This is a genomic window from Mesorhizobium sp. WSM4815, assembly GCF_055811575.1.
This window is the reverse complement of the sequence record NZ_JBVVQS010000099.1, coordinates 202878-222159: the sequence shown is the minus strand read 5'-3', so window position 1 is coordinate 222159 and position 19282 is coordinate 202878. Positions and strand designations below refer to the sequence as shown.

The following is a 19282-nucleotide window of genomic DNA, read 5'->3' as shown; positions in this document are numbered from 1 at the left end:
CTATTCCCGGATGAAGGAGAAACGCCGCTCCAACCGTCGGCTGGCCAGGGAGAGCGCGTAATTGACGGCGAAGTAGATGACCGCGCCGAGGATGTAGAGCGGCATCGCTTCGTAGGTGCGGCCGATGACCTGGTTGATGGCATGCATCAGGTCGGTGATGCCGAGCAGCGAGACCAGCGCGCTGCCCTTCACCGCATCGGTGACGCCATTGATCCATGGCGGCAGGAAACGCCTGAACGCCTGCGGGAAGATGACGTAGGCCAGTCGCTGGCGAAAGGTCAGCCCGATCGCCATCGCCGCTTCGGACTGCCCCTTCGGTATGGAACCGACCGCACCGCGCAGATACTCGATGACCTGCGCCGTCTTGAACAGGGTGAGCGCCAGCACGGCTGCCCAGAAGGATTCCAGATGGAGGCCGACGGCAGGCAGGCCGTAATAGACGAAGAAGATGAGCACCAGGATCGGAATGCCGCGAATGGTATCGCTGAAAATGCGCACTGCCCAGCGCAGCGGAGCCGGGCCATAGACAAGGCCGACGCCCATCATCACGCCGGCGACGAGCGACAACACCACGACCAGCAGCGACACCCATAGCGTCACGGCAAAACCCTGGGCCAGGAAGGGCAAGGCATAGGCGATCTGGCCAAGCATCCTAGTGCGCCGCCCTGAACCGGCGCTCGACAAGCCGAAGTGCAAAAAGAAGCGCGTAGCCGGTCAAGAGATACATTGCCGTCACCACAAGGTAGACCTCAACGATGCGGAAGGTGTTGAAGTTGATCCACTGGGCGCCGTAGGTGAGCTCGGGCACCGAAATGACCGACGCAACGGACGTGTCCTTGAACAGCGACAGGAACGTGTTGGAAAGCGCGGGCAGCGTTATGCGCAGCATCGTCGGCAGGCGCACATGAACCAGCCTTTGCCATGGCGTCAGGCCGATCGCCTTGCCGGCGTCGAGCTGTCCGCGCGGAACCGCTTCGAGCCCCGAGCGGAACACCTCGACCAGATAAGCACCGCTATAGAGCGACAGCGTGGCGATGAACGAGGTCTGCGCGCTGTAGGCGATGTCGACCACCGTCGGCAGGCCGTAGAAGACGAGATAGACGAGCAGGATCAGCGGCACGTTGCGGATGAACTCGACATAGGCGGCGATGACGGTCCGCACCGCACGCCCGGCCGACACGTACCAGACCGCCAGAAGCAGTCCGATGAGGATGCCGATCGCGATGGAGATCACGGCCAGCTCGAGGCTGAGCAGCAGCCCGCCCCAAAGCTTGTCGAAATGCCGCCAGATCAGGTTGAAGTTCAGGGTATAGCCCATGTGTCCCTGTCATATCGAGGGCTGTCGACGATAAGCAGGCGGAAGGGCGCGACCCTTCCGCCTGCTTGCATCAGATGACCGGGAAGCCGGGATGGCGCGCCGGCGGCTCCTGTCCAAAATAGTCCTTGAATGCAGCGTCGTAGAGCGCCGTCTCATGGCCGAACATGGCGGTGGTGAAGGTCGTGTTGACGAAGGTCAGCCAGTCGAGGTCGCCTTGCCGAAGTGCGGCGCCATAAAGCATCGAGAACCAGCTCTTGCCGGCATCGAAGTATTTGTCCGGATTACGCGAGGCGAGCCAGCGAACCGTCGACAGATCGACGGCGGCAGCGTCGACGCGTTTCGATTCCAGTGCCTGCAGCACGTTGGCCTGCGTGTCTATCTGCATCACCTGCGACTCCGGCAGGACGATGTGCACATTTGCCTCGGCATCGACATTCTGCAGGATGGAAACCCGCGTCGCCGAACCGCCGGCAAGCAGCTTGTCGAAGGTCTTGTTTTCGGCGTTCGGAAGGGTCAGCAAGGCGATGCCTTCGACGTAATAGGGCCGGGAGAAGTGGATCAGCTGCGAGCGCTGGGCGGTCATGGTCATGAACTGGATCGAAATGTCGACCTTGTTGGTGGTCACGTTCGGAATGCGCTGGGCCGGGTCCTGCATGACGAACTCGACCTTGGTCGTATCGTCGAAAAGTCCCTTGGCAAGAATGCGCCCCATGGTGATGTCCATGCCGACCAGTTCGCCGGCATCGTTTTCAAAGTGCCAGGGCGCGTTGGTGCTGCCGGTGCCGACGATCACCTTGCCGCGATCGAGAACGGTGCGCAGCAGGCTGTCCGGCGCCGCCTGCGCCGCCGCCTTCTGAACATCGACTGTTGTCGCTGCGCCCACCACTCCGGCCGTTGCAAGCCCGGCCAGTTTCAGAAAATCACGTCTTTTGGATGTGTCGTTCACGGCGACCTCCTTTTCGTGTTGTGTTCCCCTTTGCCGATACATGCATCGGTAATCTGCTGGATTGTCTCTTACAAAAGACACATGTATCCTGTACGAGACAGATACTAACACCAGGAATCAGCAATGCAAGATGGCAATGGCTTGGCAGTTCGGCCGGACGCTGGTCCGGACGAAGACAGAATTGCGGGCTCCCGCGAGAAGGGTCTCAACCGCGTGCTCCATATCCTGGAGTTTCTCCATGCGAACCAGCGAGCGATCGGGATTGGCGATCTCGCCAAGGGAGTGAATGCGCCGCGCTCGACGATCTACACGCTTGTGCGCTCGCTCGTGGATGCGGGCCTGCTGGAAATGGCCGGCGACGGCAATCGCGTCTATTTCGGGAAGAAGCTTTATCTCTACGGAATGGACTATGTGCGCGGCAACGACCTGCTCAGGAGAGGGCGTCAGGAAGTCGACAATCTTTCGCGCGAGACAGGCGAGACCTCCGAATTGTGCATGCTGCAAAACGGCCGCTACACGATTGTCCATTCAAGCCCGGGCACCAGGCCGTTCCGGATCAGTTCGGCCACGGGTCTGCAGATACCGCTTCCCTGGACCGCTTCCGGGCGCCTGCTTCTCGCCGGTTTCGAACGGGCGGTGATCGAAGACATGGTGTCCGAAGACGATCTCGTCCTGCCGGATGGCCGCAGATTGCTGCTGGACGACTTCATTGAAGATATCGCTACGGCCGGGGCTACCGGCTACTGTGTGACCTCCGGTCTTGTCGACGCCTATACAAAGTGCCTTGCCGCGCCGGTCTTTTCAGCTGCCGGCAAGGTCGAGGCGACGATATGCCTGGTGGTTCCCATCGACACTTCCGAGGAAAAGACCGGCGATCTCATCGCCCTACTGCGCGAACGCGCCGCGAGGCTTTCGATCACGGGATGAGCAGGATTTGTCGCGACCGCAAGTGGGATTCGCTCACGCGATGATGTCGGGGATGATCCGGTCTTCCAGCGCCATCAGCCGGTCTTTCAGGAAGAGCTTTTTCTTCTTCATGCGCTGGATCTGCAGAGGGTCGCAGCCCATGGCGATCATCGCGTTGATCGCCGCGTCGAAATCGGCGTGTTCTTGCTTCAGCCGAGAATATTCGAGGCGGATGTCGGCCTGTTCCTGTTCGGACATTATTTACCGTCTGCACGTCTGCGGCGCCCAAAAATGGGCCTGATTGGGCGAGGCCGGAGGTATCTTGCACCGGCGCGCAGCCAATACCACATTTCGTATTGTCGTGGAATGCTACCACGCAGCATTCGACATCGGTGCCCGATAGTGGCACACTGTCATTATGCCGTCACAGAAGCGAAATTGCGGTGGGACGCGCCTTGACGGCTGCAATCGAGGAAACCATGAAAGGGAGAACCAATCATGTCTCTTGCATCCCATCTTGATGAGCTGCAGCGGAAACACGGCGACATCGAACGCGAAATCGATGATGCGATGAACCATCCATCGGTCGACGACCTCGAAATCGTGAATCTCAAGCGGCGCAAGCTGGCGCTCAAGGACGAGATTGAGAAACTGAAGGCGAAACCGAAACCCACCACGCACTGACGCTCAGCTACGGCGCTGCGCGTCCTTTGGACGCGCAAAAGGGCGCTGTCGTGCTTCTGATTTTGGCGCATGGTCCTTTCCGAAAATCCTTTCGGTTTCTGGGTCACGCAGGGGCAGCGCGCGCTTTGCGCGACCATCTTCTCCGGTGGCGACCAATGCCGCCGGAGCGTTTCCTTGTTTGTCCGGCGGTTCGATTTGACAGGTTTGCCTGCCTGGCGCCATTGACAAGCCATCTTTGCTCCTCCACCTCATGCCGGGACCTTCTACAGTGCCGCGCCTCCTTTCGGACGCGCAATGGACGCTGTATTTTGATTTTTGCGCAGATTGTTTCCGGAAACCGATTCCGGAATTCGGCGCTAACAAAGGGCAGCCGGCCATGACCGGATATTTTTCTTCACCCTTCTCGCGCCGCACGTCTGTCGGTGTCGACGTCGGCGGCGTGATGGTCGGCGGAGGCGCCCCTGTCGTCGTTCAGTCGATGACCAACACCGACACCGCCGATGTCGACCAGACAGTCGCTCAAGTTGCCGCGCTGCATCGCGCCGGCTCCGAGATCGTGCGCATCACCGTCGACCGCGACGAGAGTGCCGCCGCCGTGCCTGCCATCCGCGAGCGGCTCGAACGGCTCGGTATCAATGTGCCGCTGGTCGGCGATTTCCACTATATCGGCCACAAGCTGCTCGCCGACCACCCGGCTTGCGCCGAGGCGCTGGCCAAATACCGCATCAATCCTGGCAATGTCGGCTTCAAGGACAAGAAGGACCGGCAGTTCGCGGCGATCGTCGAGATGGCGATCCGGTACGACAAGCCGGTGCGCATCGGCGTCAATTGGGGGTCGCTCGACCAGGAGCTTTTGACCAGGCTGATGGACGACAACCAGCGCCAGGGCTTTCCGCTGACCGCGCAGGAGGTAACGCGCGAGGCGATCGTGCAGTCGGCGATCCTTTCGGCCGACATGGCCGAGGAGATCGGCCTTGGCCGCGAGAAGATCATCCTGTCGGCCAAGGTCAGCGGCGTACAGGATCTGATTGCGGTCTACACCGAGCTTGCCACCCGCTCCAACCACGCGCTGCATCTCGGCCTCACAGAGGCCGGCATGGGTTCGAAAGGCATCGTCGCCTCATCCGCGGCGATGGGCATTCTTCTCCAGCAAGGCATTGGCGACACGATCCGCATCTCGCTGACGCCGGAGCCGAACGGCGACCGCACCCGCGAGGTGCAAGTGTCGCAGGAACTCCTGCAGACCATGGGGTTCCGGCAGTTCGTACCGATCGTCGCCGCCTGCCCCGGTTGCGGCCGCACCACCTCTACCGTGTTCCAGGAACTCGCGCAGGACATCCAGGCGGATCTGCGCAAGAACATGCCGGTGTGGCGTGAAAAATATCCCGGCGTCGAAAACCTCAAAGTCGCGGTGATGGGCTGCATCGTCAACGGTCCAGGTGAATCCAAGCATGCCGATATCGGCATTTCGCTGCCCGGCACCGGCGAGACGCCGACGGCGCCGGTATTCGTCGACGGCAGGAAGGCGGCGACGCTGCGCGGGCCTTCGATCGCCGCCGACTTCGAGAAAATGGTCGCCGACTATATCGAGCAGCGGTTTGGGCAACCTGGCAAGGCTGCGGCGGAGTAGGTCGATGCGACGCTTCCCCTGGGCGACGCCGATTTTGCTTGGTGGATTGGTTTTGCTTGGTGGGCTGGGCTGGGCGACAGCCGTCCACGCCGATCCGCCGCGTCCCGCCAAGCAGCGGCTGCTCGACCGGGTTTGCAATCTGATCGAGGCGCATGCCGATCAAAACGGCCTGCCCAAGGATTTCTTTGCCCGGCTGATCTGGAAGGAAAGCCGCTTCGATCCCAATGCGGTCAGTCCGGTCGGTGCCGAAGGCATAGCCCAGTTCATGCCGGGCACCGCCAAGATACGCGGCCTCGCCAATTCCTTCGATATCGAGCAGGCCATCCCGGCCTCGGCAAAATATCTCGCCGAGATGAAAACCGGCTTCGGCAATCTGGGCCTGGCCGCCGCCGCCTACAATGCCGGCGAAAGCCGGGTGTCGCGCTGGCTGAGTTCCGGCGGATTCCTGCCGATGGAGACCGAAAACTACGTTCTGGACATCATGGGCGAGCCGGCCGACAGGTTCACCGACACCGCCTATGCCGGCAGCATCCAGCCGCTCGACAAGAAAGCGAGCTTCGCGGTCGCCTGCCGAAAACTGCCGGTCATCAAGTCCCAAACCGTGGCCATGGCGTCGATCAACATCAAGCCGTGGGGCGTGCAGGTGGCCGGCAATTTCCGCCGCGCCGCGGCGCTCAATCAATGGACTGGCGTGAAGCGCCGGTTTCCGGCCTTGCTCAAGGGCCATGATCCGGTGGTCAGCCGGGTGCGCTCGCCGATCGGCAGGCGCGGGATCTATGCTGTCCGCATCGGCGCCGACTCCAAAGCCAAGGCCGACAACATCTGCCGGAAACTGCAAAGCGTCGGCGGTGCATGCATTGTGGTGCGGAATCGGTGATGGGTGCCGATTGATTTTTCCGACAAACCACCGAAGCTGCGCTTTTATTCCACGAATTCTGCTGGTCCACCGCTTCAGCTATAGGCTTAAATGAACGACCGTCTCTACAGCGATCCCGATCTCGTCCAGTTCTACGATATCGAGAACGAAGGCGGCGTGGATTTCGATCATTGCGTCGGCTTCGCCAAAGATGCCGGCTCGGTTCTCGATCTCGGCTGCGGCACAGGGCAACTGGCTGCCGCGCTCGCCGATCGGCGCGGCGTGACCGGCGTCGATCCCGCGCCGGCGATGCTCGATATTGCGCGCCGCAGGGCCGGCGGGCAGAGGGTCGACTGGGTCGAGGCCGATGCGCGCAACGTCCGGCTCGGACGACGCTTCGATCTGGTGCTTTTGACCGGGCACGCCTTCCAGGTGTTCCTCACGCCAGAAGATCGAGAGGCGGTGCTTGCCACGATCGCCGCTCATCTGGCGCCCGATGGACGCTTCATCTTCGACACGCGAAATCCAGTCGCGCGGGAATGGCTCGAGTGGACGCCGGAACGGTCGCAACGGGAGCTCAGTCATCCCGAATTGGGCACGGTAAGAGCGTGGAACGATTTCCGCTACGATTCCGCTACCGGTGTCGTCACTTACTCGACCCATTACGAAATGCCCGGCAACGGACGCGTGCTCAGCGCCGAATCGAAAATCGCCTTCCCGACAAAGGAAAGCCTTGCGCAGATACTGGACCAGACCGGGCTGGTCGTCGAAGAATGGCTCGGCAACTGGCGTGGCGAGCCATACGCTCCAACATCGCCAGAAATCATTCCGATCGGCCGGCTGCGCTAGCCCGGACGTTGCTTCGCCTTGAGCGTTTTCCCATTCCTTGACGTGACCGATTGAGCGTACGGATAAGCCAAAGACACCACCGCCCAATTGCGGCGCTGCGCTGACGACGTGCCCACCGATGCACGTCGTGAGCGTCTCGCAGGTTTACGTGTTCTGCACCCATGGCACCTCCTCTCCAGCATTTTGCATGCTGAAGAGGAAAACATATTATGGTTCGCATCTGCTGATAATCGGTGATAGTTTCCGTTCATCTGTGACGAATTGGAATAGATATCATCGACCGGCAAGAGACGATGGGTGTGTACCTGGCAGTTGTCGAGGAAGGCGACTTCTCGGCAGCGGCACGCCGGCTGCGGATGACACCTTCGGCCGTGAGCAAAATCATCGGTCGGCTTGAGTCCCGCCTTGGCGTGCGCTTGCTGCAGCGCTCGACGCGGCGCATCAGCTTGACGGCGGAAGGCAGCACCTATGCCGAAAGCGCTCGCCGCATCCTGAACGACATCAAAGAGGCTGAAATCGCGGTTCAACCCGGAGCAGAACCGCGCGGCCGGCTGCGCGTCAGTCTTCCGAGCGCCTTCGGCCATCGCTTGATCGTGCCGATGTTGCCGGCCTTCATCGATCGCTACCCGGCCGTCGAGCTCGAGCTGATGTTCACAGATGCGATTGTCGACCTGTTGGCTGAGGAAACCGACGTCGCCGTGCGCGTTGCCGCACACAGCGATTCGAGGCTGGTGGTGCGGCGGCTGGCGCCGAATCGCCGTGTCATTTGCGCATCACCTCGATATCTCGAAAGACATGGCATGCCGACAACGCCAGACGACCTTCAAGGTCATGTCTGTCTTGGCGTCACAGCACGCGGTGGTCTCAATATCTGGGAGTTCGATGGCCCGGACGGTCTGCAAAGCATGCGTATCCGCAGCCCGATAGAGGCCAACAGCACCGAAGCGCTACGCCGGCTTGCGCTCGCCGGTATAGGCATAATCCGCATGTCGGAGATATTGGTCGGGCCGGATATCAAGGCAGGCAGACTGACCGCGCTGCTCACCGGATACAATCATCCTGACGGAGCGCCAATCTGCGCGGTCTATCCGCCTGGCCGAATTCTGTCGCCGCGCGTGCGCGTGTTCGTGGATTTCCTGGCCGAACAGTTCGCCAACCCTCCTTGGCTACACGGCGCGCCATAGGACGGGAGTACAGCTTGGAACAGCGTCAGCTGTTGCGGGCCGCCACGAATTCCGCTGCCTGCTTCAGAAGCACGGCGTCTTCGCCATAGGGACAAAGCAAGGCGTGGGCCTGGTCGACGAGGCCTTGAAGCTGGTCCCGCGCCCAGTTGGCGCCGTGCAGCGCCACCAGCGTCGCCTTGCCGGCGGCTGCATCCTTGCCTGTCGCCTTGCCCATCTGGCGCGCATCCGCCGTCAGATCGAGCAGGTCGTCGGCAAGTTGAAAGGCAAGCCCGATCGCCGAACCGAATTCCGCCAGTCTTTCACGGTCGGCCGCCGGCGCGCCGGCAACAATTGCGCCCGCCTCGCAGGCGAAGCGGATCAACGCGCCGGTCTTCATCGCCTGAAGCCGGATGATGCCGGCTTCCTCCGGCCGGTTACGCTCGGCTTCGAGATCGAGCATCTGGCCGCCGACCATGCCGCCGGCTCCGGCGGCGCGGGCCAGCGCCAGCACCAGCGCCGCCCGCCGTTCGGCCGGCAGCATTGTCGCTTCGTCGGCAATGATGTCGAAGGCGAGCGCCAGCAAGGCGTCGCCGGCGAGGATGGCGGTCGCCTCGTCGAAGGCCTTGTGCACGGTCGGTTGGCCACGGCGCAGATCGTCATCGTCCATGGCCGGCAGATCGTCATGGATCAGCGAATAGCAATGCACGCATTCGAGCGCCGCCGCCACGCGCAGCGCCGCCTCGCCGTCGGCGGAAAACAGCGCGGCGCTTTCCATGACCAGGAAAGGGCGCAGGCGCTTGCCGCCATTCAGCACGCCGTGGCGCATCGCCTCCATCAGACGCTGCGGCCGCGCGATCTCGCCTGAAAGCGGGCGGTCGTCGAGCAACCGCCTGAGCAGCGCCTCGATCGGCCCTGTGCGTGCGAGAAGCGCTGCCTCGAACGGTATTTGATCGTCTTTCGCCATGCCGGGGACGGGTAGCCGACACTCAGACGTTGCGCAAGAAGCCAAGCGCCATTATGCCGGGGGAAGGGAGCAGCATGGATTGAGCGGCTTGGCGGAACCGATCGTCGATCACGAAACCGAAGGGCTGGACATGGTGAGGCCGAAACGCGGCAATCGCATCGGTCTCAAACGCTGGCCTCGGCACTGGGTCCGGCGCGGTATCTCCGTCGCCGTGGTGCTGGCGCTGATGCCGCTGGTGTTGACCTTTCTGTACCTGCCGCCGTTCGTGCATCCGGTATCGACACTGATGCTGAAGGATCTGGCGACGTTTTCCGGCTATGACCGGCGCTGGGTCTCGATCGACGATGTGGCGCCGGCGCTGGCGCATTCGGTCATCATGTCGGAGGATGGGCAGTTCTGTTTCCATCGCGGCATCGACCTTGGCGAGTTGAGGGGCGTCGTCGACGACGCGCTGGCCGGCGAGATGACGCGCGGCGCCTCGACCATCACCATGCAGAGCGTCAAAAACCTCTATCTGTGGTCGCGGCCGCTGGGCTCGGTCCGGAAAGTCGTCGAGCTGCCGCTGGCTGTCTATGTCGACATGGTGATGTCGAAACGGCGCATCATGGAAATCTATCTCAATATCGCCGAATGGGGGCCGGGCATCTATGGCATCGAGGCCGCCGCCCAGCACCATTTCGGGGTTTCGGCAAAACGATTGTCGCGTCGCCAGGCGGCGCTGCTTGCCGTCACCCTGCCGAACCCGATCGCCCGCAACCCGGCGAAGCCCGGGCCGGGGCTGAGACGGCTGGCCTCGCTGATCGAGCGGCGCGCCGGTCGGTCCGGCGCCTATGTCGGCTGTCTGCGATAGCTTAAAAAAATTCGCGACGGCGCTGGCCAAAACGGCGCAGGGCGTGTATAGGCACCCGACTTTCTCAGATTCCGGCCCTGACGCGGCCCTTTCACGAGGGCAGCCGGGGCATTTTGACCATGTAGTGGAGCATATCCATGGCCGTACCGAAACGAAAAACCTCCCCATCGAAGCGCGGCATGCGCCGCTCGGCCGATGCGCTGAAGGCCCCGACCTATGTCGAGGACAAGAATTCCGGCGAGATGCGCCGCCCGCACCATATCGACCTGAAGACCGGCATGTATCGCGGTCGCCAGGTTCTGGAGCCGAAGGAAAGCTGAGAACGCTTTCGACGGCTTGTGACTATTGAAGGACCGGCCATCGCGCCGGTCTTTCTGCGTTTTGCGCAGATGATCGCCCCTCGAATTGTTGTCAAATATGCCAGCAGCCATGCCTATGGCAGCCGTACCGGCTGGTACTGTTATTTCGCACGGTCTTTGTCCGTGTTCGCGGTCGCATGCGAAAATTCTTGACGGCGAACGCCGAGCGCATACTAGAGAAGGCTGTCCAACCGGAGCCTTCTGATGTTCGGTGCCATCCCGCTGCTGATCGTACCCTTCGTCCTCTATAATCTTGGGCTTCTGGGAATATTCGGCGGCGGCGACGATCCCTGGGCAATCCAAATTTTCTCGATCCGCATGATGTCGGGCGGAGTGTTCTCGATGACGCTCGGCGATCTGATCGTGCTGATCGGGCTGCTTCTCTTCTTCGTCGAAATCTTGAAATCGACGCGCACGACGAGCGCCTCGATCATGGACCACCTGTTGTCGACCTTCGTCTTCGTGGCGTTCCTGGTCGAGTTCCTGCTGGTGAAGGGCGCGGCGCACTCGGTTTTCTTCATTTTGATGGTCATCGCACTGGTCGATGTCCTGGCCGGCTTCTCAGTATCGATGCGAGCAGCCAGCCGCGACATAACCATGAGCTAATGCATGTCGTGCAAAGCATGCCTCGGGCTTGAACGAGGGTGCGCAGCGGTTTTGCTGTAACGACATGCATAAAGGCGGTGAAGCAGCCGCCTCGTGCCGACGGCAGGACACGCCGGACCGCTATTTTTTCTTGGCGCGTGTCGGCTTCTTCACCGGAGCAGCCGGCGCATTGGCGAGGTCTTCCGCTTCCTTGGCAAGGCGGAGCGCCCTCAGCTTGTTGGTCTTTATCTGGCGGGCATCGCTCTCGGCGACATATTCCGCCATCGCCTTCTGACGAACCGTGGCTGCCTCTTCCTGCTTCTTGAAACGCAAATCGGCCCGCGCGCGGGCAGTATCCTTAGAGTTCTCAACCAAGGCTTTTCCAATCCCGTAAATTATAGTTTTCAATGGCTTTAATAGCAGAGCCGCCCTGCGATGGGGGAAATAAGTTGGTCAGGCGCCGGCATCGCAGCCGGCGCCCGGCGCCTTTCGGGCGACAACCGCCTCGTATCCGGCCTGCAACGTCGCACGCACGGTGGCATCCGGCGGCGTGTCGGAAGGCGTGCCCAGATGTTCGTGGCGCAGTTCGTCCATGAACTTTTCCCACATCGGCGGGCCGCCCTTTTCCAGAAGCTCGGCGCGGATCGAGAGCTCCTCGCTGACCGGCAGCCAGACGCGACCCCAGGCGCCGAGATGCGCCAGGATCGGCACCAGCGTTATCGCCATTTCCGTCAGGCTGTAGATCGCCTTCTGCTTGTGGGTGGGATCGTCAGCTCTGGTCAGCATGCCGAGTTCCATCAGTCGCTTCAGCCGATCGGCGAGGATGTTGGAAGCGATGCGTTCCAATGACCCGTTGAGCAGGTCGCGAAAGTGGCGTTTGCCGCCGAAAATCATGTCGCGGAGGATGATCAGGCTCCACCGGTCGCCGAACACTTCAAGCGACAGGTTGATCGGGCACCCAGAACGATGATCGATGCTCATGCGAATCTCCGACAGAAACTGGTTGCATTATCATATCAGTTTTATTATCGTGCAACTGATTGCGAAATGCAATCGGTTTTGCAGAGAGGAGACGGCGACCATGACCAAGGCAGCGGAACCCGAAATCGTGTCGCAGACGTTTGGCGATCCCGCGCATCCGCCGATGCTGCTGATTATGGGCGCGATGGCATCGATGCTCTGGTGGCCTGAGGCGTTCTGCCGGAAACTGGCCGGCAACGGCCTGTTCGTGATCCGCTATGACAATCGCGATACCGGCCGTTCGACCAAATATGCGCCGGGCGAACCGCCTTACACTTTCGACGACATGGTGGACGACGCCATTCGCGTCCTCGACAATCATGGCATCGCGAAAGCGCATGTCGTCGGCATGTCGATGGGCGGCATGATCGCACAGCTCGTGGCGCTGAAATATCCGTCGCGGATCATCTCGCTAACGGCGATCAGCACTTCGCCAATCGGGATCGACACGTCGCATCTGCCAGGGACGAGCGAAGCCTATATGAAGCATTCGGCCGAAGGCGCCAAGGTCGACTGGTCGGACCGAGCCCAGGTGGTCGACTACATCGTCAAGGACGCGCACGCGATCGCCGGCACCGCGCATCCATTCGACGGGAAGCGGACGAGGGCCTTCGTCGAACAGGACTACGACCGGTCCGGCGGTTTTCTAAGCGCGACCAATCATTTCATGCTCAAGACCGGCGAGGATCGGGGCAGCGAGGATTGCAAGGGTCGCCTGCACGACTTGAAGGTTCCGCTCCTCGTCATCCACGGCACCGACGATCCGATCTTTCCGGTCGAGCATGGCGTCGCTCTGGCCGAAGCAGTTGCCGGCGCCAGGCTGGTCCGCATTGAAGGCGGCGGCCACGAACTGCATCCCGACGATTGGGCCGCGATCGTTGATGCCATCGTCGCCCATAGCCAAGCCAGGTAAGCAGCGGGTCGAACCTTGACACACCATACAACCTGCGGGTGGAATGCGCGCGAGCGCCCCAGCCTGAGCCAAAGACCAGCAGAATCGGGAGGATATAATGAAACTCTACTGCGGCATCGGTCCGAATTCCTACCGCGTCCGCATCTTCATGGCTGAGAAAGGCATCGACGTTCCGCGGGTTGATGTCGATCTGACAAAAGGCGAGCACAAAACCCCGCAATTCCTTGAGCTCAACTCACTCGGCCAGATTCCCGTGCTCGTGCTCGATGACGGGACGGTGATCACCGAAAGCATCGCCATCTGCCGCTATCTGGAGGCGCTTCATCCAACGCCGGCACTGTTCGGCTCGGACGCGGTCAGCCAAGGCAAGGTCGAGATGTGGAACCGCCGCGCCGAGATCGAGATCTTCGGAACGATCGGCAGCATTGCGCTGCATTCCGATCCCATGTTTGCGGAGCGGCTTGTGCAGTTCCCGGCTTTCGCCGAAACCCAGCGCGAAGCCGTTCCGGCAAAGTGGGCGTGGCTTGACCGCGAGATCGCCGATGGCCGCCCGTTCATCGCGGGCGACCAGTACTCCGTCGCCGACATCACCGCCGCCGTCGCAGCGTGGCTTGGCGCCTTCTTCGGAGCCGACATCCCGGACTCGCTCGTCAATGTCCATCATTGGCTCGACCGCGTTCAGAAACGTCCAAGCTGGAACGCTTAGGCCGGTGTCTGACATTGTTTCAATGAGATGTGCGGCTCAGCGCCAGCACCTGGATCCAGAGGAGCTTCGCCATGCCTGTCTACTGGCAAAGATGCGACGGCGCACCTCAGCTTCCGGGCGAGCCAAGCTGCTCGACTTCCCAGAACTGGTCGAGCCAGATGTTGAGCTTCAGGAAACCGGCACTGCTGACCGTATAGACGCGCCTTGTCCCTTCCGGCTTGGCGTTGACCAGCCCGGCGTCGAGCAGCACTTTCAGATGCTGCGAAACCGCCGGGCGCGAGACCGGCAACCCGGCGGCCAGTTCGTTGACGGTCTTCGGGCCGCGCCGAAGCTCTTCCAAGAGGTAGCGCCGGTTGGGATCGGCAATCGCCATGAAGGCGTCGGAAAACATCATGCCTTATTTGTGAGGCAAAGTTTTCCAAATCTCAACCGTTGGTTTCAGGCTTTCTGCGCGGATCGAGCCGCAAGGCTTCCGGCGTGATCGAGCGCTCGGCCGGTTGCGTCTTGAAGGCGTCGCGGTCTTCGATTGGCACCGGTGCGCGCCGGCTGATGCGCAGCAGCGTATAGCCTGCCAGGCAAAGATGCGCGAGGGCCGTTGCAAGGAACAGGCTTTCCGGCCGCATCCAGCCCATCAGGCCGGCGGCCAGCAGCGGCCCGATCATCGTGCCGAAACCATAGAGCAGCAGCAGGCCGCCGGACACTTTGACAAAATCCTCCGCCCGGGCGTGGTCGTTGGCATGGGCCACGGCGATCGAATAGAGCGTGTAGGCAAAGGCCCCGTAGGCGGCGGTGCAGACGATGACGAAGACGCCGGAGCGCGGCTCGAACAGGAACAGCGCGATGGCGAACAGCGCCGCGCCGAATGCCAGGCCCGCCAGCACAAAGCGGCGGTCAGTCTTGTCGGAGAGACGCCCAGCCGGAAGTTGCATGGCGGCGCCGGCGACGACCACCAGGCTCATCATCAGCGCGATCTCCGCCGTGGAAATGCCGATGCGGGCGCCATAGACGGCGCCAAGCGTGCCCCAGGCGCCGTTGGCGACGCCGATCAGAACGCAGGCGATCGCCGACACCGGCGAATTGACATAGAGCCCCTTGACGTCGAGCGAGACGTCCTGCAGCGGCTTGGGATGCGAAGCCGTCGAGACTGCGGTCGGAATGAGCGACAGGCAGAACAGGATACCGGTGATCATGAACAGCGAGGCCGACTTCACATCACCGCCGGCAACGATCATCTGGCCGCCCATGATCGAGGCATAGGTAACCATCATGTAAAGGCCGAAGACGGCGCCGCGGTTCTCGTTGGTGGACTTCTCGTTGAGCCAGCTTTCGATGATCATGAAGGCGCCGGCCATGGTGAAGCCGGTGAAGGCGCGCAGCAGGATCCAGATATATTCGTCGATGATCAGGCCGGTGAGCAGTGCGACGATGGCTCCCGATGCCGCAAAGGCGCCAAAAGCGCGTACGTGACCGGCGCGGCGCACCAGGCGCGGCGCAAAGAAGCAGCCGGTGACGAAGCCGCCGGCCCAGGCGGTGCCCATCAGGCCGAGCGACGCGGTCGAGAAACCTTCCAACTGGCCGCGCAGCGGCAACAGCAGCCCGTGCAGCCCGGTCGCCGCCAGTAGGAAAGCGGTGCCGCGAAGCAGCGAGAGGATCGGTCGGTAGCTTGCAAACATTTAGCTGATCCGGCTGGAATTTGGGGAGGATCTGAAGACAGCCGCATTCGAGCTTTTCGGCGGCGGGCGATTCGGCTCTGGAAACTATTCGCGGCGAAACAGCGCCTCGGCCGCTGATTTGGTGGTGCCCTTGGTCTTGAGCTCGGCTTCGAGGCGGGCGATCTCGTCGCGCAAGATGCCGATCCGCTCGGACAGTTCATCGACGGAAAGCAGCGACAGATCCTGCCCGATCTCATGCGGGCGCGCTTTCTTTTTGGGTTCGTCGTCGAAGATCGCCATCGTCGCTCCTCGCTCATGCGCAAAAATTAAATTGCTGCCTTGCGCGTCCAATCGAACGCCCGGCGCTGCAGTGGCCATTTGCCTGATTTGGCAATGAGCATACATAGGGCAGGGGCATGGATGCAAACAGTCGGCAATAAAACCGGCAAGTCGGCAAGAAACTGGCGAAGCGAGACGGGAAAAATTCATGGCGAGCGGACAGGACAAGCTTCCGGCGAAGATGACGGCCATCGCGATCTCGGAACCCGGCGGACCGCGGGTTCTGAAACCGGAAACGCGCGACGTGCCCGTGCCCGGACCTGGCGAAATCCTGATCCGGGTGCGCGCCGCCGGTATCAACCGGCCGGATGTGCAGCAACGCAAGGGCGTCTACCCGCCGCCGCCTGGTGCGTCGGACCTGCCGGGCCTCGAAGCGTCAGGCGAAGTTGCCGCTCTTGGCGACGAGATATCGCGCTGGCGCGTCGGCGACCGGGTCTGCGCGCTGACGCCCGGCGGCGGCTATGCCGAATACGTCAAGGTGCATGCCGGCAGCGTGCTGCCGCTGCCCGCCGGCTTTACCCACACCGAAGCGGCGGCGGTACCGGAAAACTACTTCACCGTCTGGCATAATGTCTTCGAACGCGGCGCCCTGAAGAGCGGCGAGACGCTGCTCGTGCATGGCGGCTCGTCCGGGATCGGCACCACGGCGCTCCAGCTCGCCTCGGCCTTCGGCGCCCATGTCATTACCACTGCCGGCAGCCAGGAGAAGTGTGACGCCTGTCTGAAGCTCGGCGCCGACCGGGCGATCAACTACCGCGAGGAGGACTTCGTCGCGGCGGTCAAGGACGCGACCGGCGGCAAGGGCGCCAACGTCATCCTCGACATGGTCGCCGGCGACTATGTGGCGCGAAACTACGAGGCCGCGGCGGTGGAAGGTCGCATCATCCAGATCGCCACGCAGAGCGGGGCGGTGGCAAGCACCGACTTCTCGAAGATGATGGCCAAGCGGCTCACCCACACCGGCTCGATGCTGCGGCCGCGCACCGTCGAATTCAAGGCGGCGATCGCCGCAGCGCTGGAGGCGCAGGTGTGGCCGCTGCTCGGCACCCGCAAGGTGGCACCGGTCATGGACATGATCTTTCCGCTCAGGGAGGCGTGGCGGGCGCATGAGCGGATGGAGGACGGCGACCACATCGGCAAGATCGTGCTCGATGTCGGTTGACGGTCGGCAAGCAAGCTGAACGAAACCTTAATTGCGCAATGCAACAAACGCATTGCCGCCATGCAAAAGCGTCTGTTCAACTTTTCATCAGCGGTGCCTATTTGAGCGGCATCGAAACGATGGAGGACTACCATGAACCCGATCCGTGCTTTCCGTAACTGGCGCATGTACAATGAAACCGTGCGCGAACTGAACCGTTTGAACGCCCGCGAGCTCAACGACCTTGGCATCAACCGTGGTGACATCGAGAGGATCGCCCGCAAGACGCTTTGATCCGCCAAGCAAGAGCCGAGGCAGGCGGATTTCCCGCCGCCGGTTCCGAGCCCGCTGGACCAGTCCGGCGGGTTTTGTCGTTTTGAAGTCCGAGGCAACAGCAGCGGCTGCTATGATGGCCACTATCCAGATCCGAATACAACTCGACCGCAATTGACTCCAGTTTCAGCGTGGGCATTTTGATCGCGCGGGACTAGGTCAGAGGGTGGGAGCGCTGATCCGGGCCAGTAGCGTGCTGACTCTGAAACAGGCTTGGGCCCATGTTCGACGATCTGACGGACAAGATCTACGAGGCGGCTTTCGTGCCGGAGCTTTGGGGGGAGACGCTCGAATCTGCCGGCAGTATTTCTGGTTCGGCCACTGGCGCCATCTTCCTGTTCAGCGCCGATTCTCCGGTCCGCGGCAGATTGAGTGACGTTTCTTCGGGCAACGCCATCCGATCCTTGTTTGACGAATTTGTCGCCAGCGACGCCTGGAAATTCTCTGACGCCACCCAGCGTATGTGCAGCATGCAGCCGGCGAGCTTCGTTCAGGTCGAAGATTTCCTGACAGCCGAAGAGGTCGAAAACGATCCTGTGCGGGTAAAACTGAGAGCGGCCGGTATCGGCGCGCACGTTTGTTCGGCAGTTGCGATGCCGAGCGGCGAACTCGTCACTTTCGTCTTTCAACGGTGGATGAAGGATGGCACCTACGATCGGGCGTCGGTCGATCGGCTGGAGCAGCTTCGCCCGCATTTCGCGCGGGCCGGCATGGTCTCGGCGCGATTGGGGTTGGAACAGGCCAGGGCGACCGTCTCGGCACTCGAGACCATCGGGCTGCCGGCCGCGGTCATGGCTGCATCGGGACGCGTGCTGACGGCCAACGGCCTGCTGGAAGAAATGACCGAGATGTTTCTGCCAACCGCCTATGGCGGCATGGCGATCGCCAATGCCTCCGCCAATGCGCTTTTCCAGCAGGCCATCCTCGAGAACCGCAACGATTTCGCGGTCCGATCCATTCCTGTTGCCGCGAACGAAAGCCGGCCGGCACTAGTCATCCATCTTTTGCCGCTGCGCCGCGCCGCACATGACATTTTCACCGGCGCGGACATCCTGGTTGCTGCAACGGAAGTAAGGGCCAGTGCAGTCGTGCCTTCACCAATCCTCCTCGCGGGCCTGTTCGACCTGACGCCCTCCGAGGCACGTCTGGCCGCCGTGCTTTCGCAGGGACGACCCTTGAAAGATGCGGCATCCGACTTGAAGATCACCGTAAAGACCGGCCGGACCTATCTCGAACGGATTTTCGCCAAGACCGGGACAAGTCAGCAAAGCCAACTCGTCGCCTTGCTCAAGAGCACAGAACCGCTCAATCGCAGATGACGATCGGCCTAAGCGCGTCGCGTTCGACCGGCCTCATGCGACGCGCTTAAGGTTGTTGTTTTTATGCATGTCGTTATCGCAAAACCGCTGCACACTTTTGCGCGACATGCATTAAATCGGTGGAAAGGCCGTCTATTTGTCGCTTCAATGGCTAAGCGCGGCAAAACCAATCGCTATCAAGGCGCCTCCCAGCACGATGTCCACGTGCTTGCGGAAACGGTTATAGAATTCGCGCATGGCTGGCTGGGAAATAGCCAGCCCGACAAGGCCAAACCAGGCGATTGCAATGGCAAAAACCAGCGCTGCCACGGATATCTGGATTGCCCCGCGCGTATTCAAGCTCAGCGCAGAGGATGCAAAAAACAATGCGGTGGCCGGATTTGCCGCCGCCGTGACAAACCCCAGCCGGAAGTACCGAACGATTGGAAGTGGCTTCGGCTCGTCGGCGCCGATCGTGATCGACAGCGCCCGCCGCATCGAATTCCAGCCGATGAAGACCAGCATTGCGCCGTAAAGGCTGGCTGCTATCTGGTGCGCAATGCCCCCCGGCGGCAGCGCGGCGGCGCCCGTCGCGACGACCATCGCCAGCGAACTCGCGCCCAAGGCAATGCCGGCAGCTGCCGAAAGCGCTGTAGTACGCGAAGCGGTTAGCCCGGCCTGCGCGACGACAGCAAAATTGGCGCCCGGCAGCATTGCCAGAAGCGCATAGGAAATGGCGAACGGAAACAACCCCGCCGCCGCGACAGCGT

General features: G+C 61.7%; 25 protein-coding genes. 14 read left to right on the top strand and 11 right to left on the bottom strand.

Features of this window, described 5'->3' with window-relative positions; genetic code table 11:
- The 3 genes from AC0L2B_RS24320 to AC0L2B_RS24310 form a co-directional block, all read right to left on the bottom strand.
- A complete protein-coding gene (locus tag AC0L2B_RS24320; protein WP_077380470.1) occupies window positions 1–651 on the bottom strand; it encodes an amino acid ABC transporter permease in 651 nt (216 codons plus the stop codon).
- A gap of 1 nt (window position 652) precedes the next feature.
- Window positions 653–1318 carry an amino acid ABC transporter permease gene (locus tag AC0L2B_RS24315; protein WP_023797032.1) on the bottom strand — a complete coding sequence of 222 codons (666 nt, stop codon included), beginning with the start codon at window positions 1316–1318 and terminating at the stop codon, window positions 653–655.
- A gap of 70 nt (window positions 1319–1388) precedes the next feature.
- Complete coding sequence (locus AC0L2B_RS24310; RefSeq protein ID WP_091593538.1) at window positions 1389–2264, bottom strand: transporter substrate-binding domain-containing protein; 876 nt, start codon at window positions 2262–2264, stop codon at window positions 1389–1391.
- A 123-nt stretch (window positions 2265–2387) separates the two neighbouring features.
- On the opposite strand from AC0L2B_RS24310, the gene AC0L2B_RS24305 reads away from it, so the two are divergent.
- The gene (locus AC0L2B_RS24305) at window positions 2388–3191 is read left to right on the top strand and encodes an IclR family transcriptional regulator (protein ID WP_473512227.1); all 804 of its coding nucleotides are present in this window, start codon (window positions 2388–2390) and stop codon (window positions 3189–3191) included.
- 33 nt (window positions 3192–3224) lie between these two features.
- Here AC0L2B_RS24305 and AC0L2B_RS24300 read toward each other — a convergent pair whose 3' ends face one another.
- Window positions 3225–3428, bottom strand: a complete 204-nt coding sequence (locus AC0L2B_RS24300; RefSeq protein WP_023797035.1) for a YdcH family protein — start codon at window positions 3426–3428, stop codon at window positions 3225–3227.
- Window positions 3429–3668: 240 nt separating this feature from the next.
- Between AC0L2B_RS24300 and AC0L2B_RS24295 the strand changes: the two genes are divergently transcribed.
- The 5 genes from AC0L2B_RS24295 (at window position 3669) to AC0L2B_RS24275 (ending at window position 8373) form a co-directional block, all read left to right on the top strand.
- Window positions 3669–3854: a YdcH family protein gene (locus AC0L2B_RS24295; protein WP_023797036.1), complete on the top strand. Its 186-nt coding sequence runs from the start codon at window positions 3669–3671 to the stop codon at window positions 3852–3854.
- A gap of 376 nt (window positions 3855–4230) precedes the next feature.
- A complete protein-coding gene (ispG, locus tag AC0L2B_RS24290; protein ID WP_473515502.1) occupies window positions 4231–5484 on the top strand; it encodes a flavodoxin-dependent (E)-4-hydroxy-3-methylbut-2-enyl-diphosphate synthase in 1254 nt (417 codons plus the stop codon).
- 4 nt (window positions 5485–5488) lie between these two features.
- Window positions 5489–6361 (top strand): lytic transglycosylase domain-containing protein, encoded by an 873-nt coding sequence (locus AC0L2B_RS24285; RefSeq protein ID WP_473612109.1) that lies wholly within the window; start codon window positions 5489–5491, stop codon window positions 6359–6361.
- A gap of 90 nt (window positions 6362–6451) precedes the next feature.
- Window positions 6452–7189, top strand: coding sequence for a class I SAM-dependent methyltransferase (locus tag AC0L2B_RS24280; protein WP_473747109.1), 738 nt, complete (start codon window positions 6452–6454; stop codon window positions 7187–7189).
- A 293-nt stretch (window positions 7190–7482) separates the two neighbouring features.
- Window positions 7483–8373 carry a LysR family transcriptional regulator gene (locus AC0L2B_RS24275; protein WP_036262160.1) on the top strand — a complete coding sequence of 297 codons (891 nt, stop codon included), beginning with the start codon at window positions 7483–7485 and terminating at the stop codon, window positions 8371–8373.
- 25 nt (window positions 8374–8398) lie between these two features.
- Here the strand turns inward: AC0L2B_RS24275 and AC0L2B_RS24270 are convergent, their stop codons facing one another.
- Window positions 8399–9316: a polyprenyl synthetase family protein gene (locus AC0L2B_RS24270; protein ID WP_128170591.1), complete on the bottom strand. Its 918-nt coding sequence runs from the start codon at window positions 9314–9316 to the stop codon at window positions 8399–8401.
- A gap of 79 nt (window positions 9317–9395) precedes the next feature.
- On the opposite strand from AC0L2B_RS24270, the gene AC0L2B_RS24265 reads away from it, so the two are divergent.
- The 3 genes from AC0L2B_RS24265 to AC0L2B_RS24255 all read left to right on the top strand — a co-directional run bounded on the left by AC0L2B_RS24265 (window position 9396) and on the right by AC0L2B_RS24255 (window position 11131).
- The gene (locus AC0L2B_RS24265; protein WP_128181973.1) at window positions 9396–10166 is read left to right on the top strand and encodes a biosynthetic peptidoglycan transglycosylase; all 771 of its coding nucleotides are present in this window, start codon (window positions 9396–9398) and stop codon (window positions 10164–10166) included.
- Window positions 10167–10303: 137 nt separating this feature from the next.
- The gene (gene rpmF / locus AC0L2B_RS24260) at window positions 10304–10486 is read left to right on the top strand and encodes a 50S ribosomal protein L32 (RefSeq protein WP_006203806.1); all 183 of its coding nucleotides are present in this window, start codon (window positions 10304–10306) and stop codon (window positions 10484–10486) included.
- Between the two features lie 243 nt (window positions 10487–10729).
- Window positions 10730–11131: a hypothetical protein gene (locus AC0L2B_RS24255; protein ID WP_473494675.1), complete on the top strand. Its 402-nt coding sequence runs from the start codon at window positions 10730–10732 to the stop codon at window positions 11129–11131.
- A gap of 120 nt (window positions 11132–11251) precedes the next feature.
- Here AC0L2B_RS24255 and AC0L2B_RS24250 read toward each other — a convergent pair whose 3' ends face one another.
- Window positions 11252–11485, bottom strand: a complete 234-nt coding sequence (locus AC0L2B_RS24250; protein WP_023797044.1) for a hypothetical protein — start codon at window positions 11483–11485, stop codon at window positions 11252–11254.
- A gap of 78 nt (window positions 11486–11563) precedes the next feature.
- Complete coding sequence (locus AC0L2B_RS24245; protein WP_236368879.1) at window positions 11564–12091, bottom strand: winged helix-turn-helix transcriptional regulator; 528 nt, start codon at window positions 12089–12091, stop codon at window positions 11564–11566.
- Between the two features lie 100 nt (window positions 12092–12191).
- On the opposite strand from AC0L2B_RS24245, the gene AC0L2B_RS24240 reads away from it, so the two are divergent.
- Complete coding sequence (locus AC0L2B_RS24240) at window positions 12192–13043, top strand: alpha/beta fold hydrolase (protein ID WP_473747108.1); 852 nt, start codon at window positions 12192–12194, stop codon at window positions 13041–13043.
- Between the two features lie 97 nt (window positions 13044–13140).
- Complete coding sequence (locus AC0L2B_RS24235) at window positions 13141–13749, top strand: glutathione S-transferase family protein (RefSeq protein WP_027152974.1); 609 nt, start codon at window positions 13141–13143, stop codon at window positions 13747–13749.
- Between the two features lie 106 nt (window positions 13750–13855).
- Here AC0L2B_RS24235 and AC0L2B_RS24230 read toward each other — a convergent pair whose 3' ends face one another.
- From AC0L2B_RS24230 to AC0L2B_RS24220, 3 genes are all read right to left on the bottom strand, one after another.
- Window positions 13856–14143, bottom strand: a complete 288-nt coding sequence (locus tag AC0L2B_RS24230; RefSeq protein ID WP_254019480.1) for an ArsR/SmtB family transcription factor — start codon at window positions 14141–14143, stop codon at window positions 13856–13858.
- Window positions 14144–14174: 31 nt separating this feature from the next.
- A complete protein-coding gene (locus AC0L2B_RS24225) occupies window positions 14175–15422 on the bottom strand; it encodes an MFS transporter (protein ID WP_023797051.1) in 1248 nt (415 codons plus the stop codon).
- A gap of 84 nt (window positions 15423–15506) precedes the next feature.
- Window positions 15507–15701, bottom strand: coding sequence for a DUF1192 domain-containing protein (locus AC0L2B_RS24220; RefSeq protein ID WP_091593307.1), 195 nt, complete (start codon window positions 15699–15701; stop codon window positions 15507–15509).
- Between the two features lie 187 nt (window positions 15702–15888).
- Here AC0L2B_RS24220 and AC0L2B_RS24215 point away from each other — a divergent pair, with 187 nt between their 5' ends.
- The 3 genes from AC0L2B_RS24215 to AC0L2B_RS24205 all read left to right on the top strand — a co-directional run bounded on the left by AC0L2B_RS24215 (window position 15889) and on the right by AC0L2B_RS24205 (window position 18533).
- A complete protein-coding gene (locus tag AC0L2B_RS24215; protein WP_473747107.1) occupies window positions 15889–16902 on the top strand; it encodes an NAD(P)H-quinone oxidoreductase in 1014 nt (337 codons plus the stop codon).
- Window positions 16903–17034: 132 nt separating this feature from the next.
- Window positions 17035–17175, top strand: coding sequence for a DUF1127 domain-containing protein (locus AC0L2B_RS24210; RefSeq protein WP_023797054.1), 141 nt, complete (start codon window positions 17035–17037; stop codon window positions 17173–17175).
- Between the two features lie 260 nt (window positions 17176–17435).
- Entirely contained in the window at window positions 17436–18533 is a 1098-nt protein-coding gene (locus tag AC0L2B_RS24205; RefSeq protein WP_473747105.1) for a helix-turn-helix transcriptional regulator, read from the top strand.
- 144 nt (window positions 18534–18677) lie between these two features.
- On the opposite strand, the gene AC0L2B_RS24200 is transcribed toward AC0L2B_RS24205, so the two are convergent.
- The gene (locus AC0L2B_RS24200) at window positions 18678–19226 is read right to left on the bottom strand and encodes a LysE family transporter (protein WP_473747104.1); all 549 of its coding nucleotides are present in this window, start codon (window positions 19224–19226) and stop codon (window positions 18678–18680) included.
- Window positions 19227–19282: the final 56 nt, after the last annotated feature.

Coding starts and splice junctions, on each gene's coding strand:
- AC0L2B_RS24275 (WP_036262160.1), top strand. CDS start 7,483: ATGGGTGTGTACCTGGCAGTTGTCGAGGAAGGCGACTTCTCGGCAGCG.
- AC0L2B_RS24300 (WP_023797035.1), bottom strand. CDS start 3,428: ATGTCCGAACAGGAACAGGCCGACATCCGCCTCGAATATTCTCGGCTG.
- AC0L2B_RS24280 (WP_473747109.1), top strand. CDS start 6,452: ATGAACGACCGTCTCTACAGCGATCCCGATCTCGTCCAGTTCTACGAT.
- AC0L2B_RS24245 (WP_236368879.1), bottom strand. CDS start 12,091: ATGAGCATCGATCATCGTTCTGGGTGCCCGATCAACCTGTCGCTTGAA.
- rpmF (WP_006203806.1), top strand. CDS start 10,304: ATGGCCGTACCGAAACGAAAAACCTCCCCATCGAAGCGCGGCATGCGC.
- AC0L2B_RS24240 (WP_473747108.1), top strand. CDS start 12,192: ATGACCAAGGCAGCGGAACCCGAAATCGTGTCGCAGACGTTTGGCGAT.
- AC0L2B_RS24220 (WP_091593307.1), bottom strand. CDS start 15,701: ATGGCGATCTTCGACGACGAACCCAAAAAGAAAGCGCGCCCGCATGAG.
- AC0L2B_RS24320 (WP_077380470.1), bottom strand. CDS start 651: ATGCTTGGCCAGATCGCCTATGCCTTGCCCTTCCTGGCCCAGGGTTTT.
- AC0L2B_RS24295 (WP_023797036.1), top strand. CDS start 3,669: ATGTCTCTTGCATCCCATCTTGATGAGCTGCAGCGGAAACACGGCGAC.
- AC0L2B_RS24305 (WP_473512227.1), top strand. CDS start 2,388: ATGCAAGATGGCAATGGCTTGGCAGTTCGGCCGGACGCTGGTCCGGAC.
- AC0L2B_RS24205 (WP_473747105.1), top strand. CDS start 17,436: ATGTTCGACGATCTGACGGACAAGATCTACGAGGCGGCTTTCGTGCCG.
- AC0L2B_RS24210 (WP_023797054.1), top strand. CDS start 17,035: ATGAACCCGATCCGTGCTTTCCGTAACTGGCGCATGTACAATGAAACC.
- ispG (WP_473515502.1), top strand. CDS start 4,231: ATGACCGGATATTTTTCTTCACCCTTCTCGCGCCGCACGTCTGTCGGT.
- AC0L2B_RS24270 (WP_128170591.1), bottom strand. CDS start 9,316: ATGGCGAAAGACGATCAAATACCGTTCGAGGCAGCGCTTCTCGCACGC.
- AC0L2B_RS24200 (WP_473747104.1), bottom strand. CDS start 19,226: ATGCTGCCGGGCGCCAATTTTGCTGTCGTCGCGCAGGCCGGGCTAACC.
- AC0L2B_RS24225 (WP_023797051.1), bottom strand. CDS start 15,422: ATGTTTGCAAGCTACCGACCGATCCTCTCGCTGCTTCGCGGCACCGCT.
- AC0L2B_RS24285 (WP_473612109.1), top strand. CDS start 5,489: ATGCGACGCTTCCCCTGGGCGACGCCGATTTTGCTTGGTGGATTGGTT.
- AC0L2B_RS24235 (WP_027152974.1), top strand. CDS start 13,141: ATGAAACTCTACTGCGGCATCGGTCCGAATTCCTACCGCGTCCGCATC.
- AC0L2B_RS24255 (WP_473494675.1), top strand. CDS start 10,730: ATGTTCGGTGCCATCCCGCTGCTGATCGTACCCTTCGTCCTCTATAAT.
- AC0L2B_RS24215 (WP_473747107.1), top strand. CDS start 15,889: ATGGCGAGCGGACAGGACAAGCTTCCGGCGAAGATGACGGCCATCGCG.
- AC0L2B_RS24315 (WP_023797032.1), bottom strand. CDS start 1,318: ATGGGCTATACCCTGAACTTCAACCTGATCTGGCGGCATTTCGACAAG.
- AC0L2B_RS24230 (WP_254019480.1), bottom strand. CDS start 14,143: ATGATGTTTTCCGACGCCTTCATGGCGATTGCCGATCCCAACCGGCGC.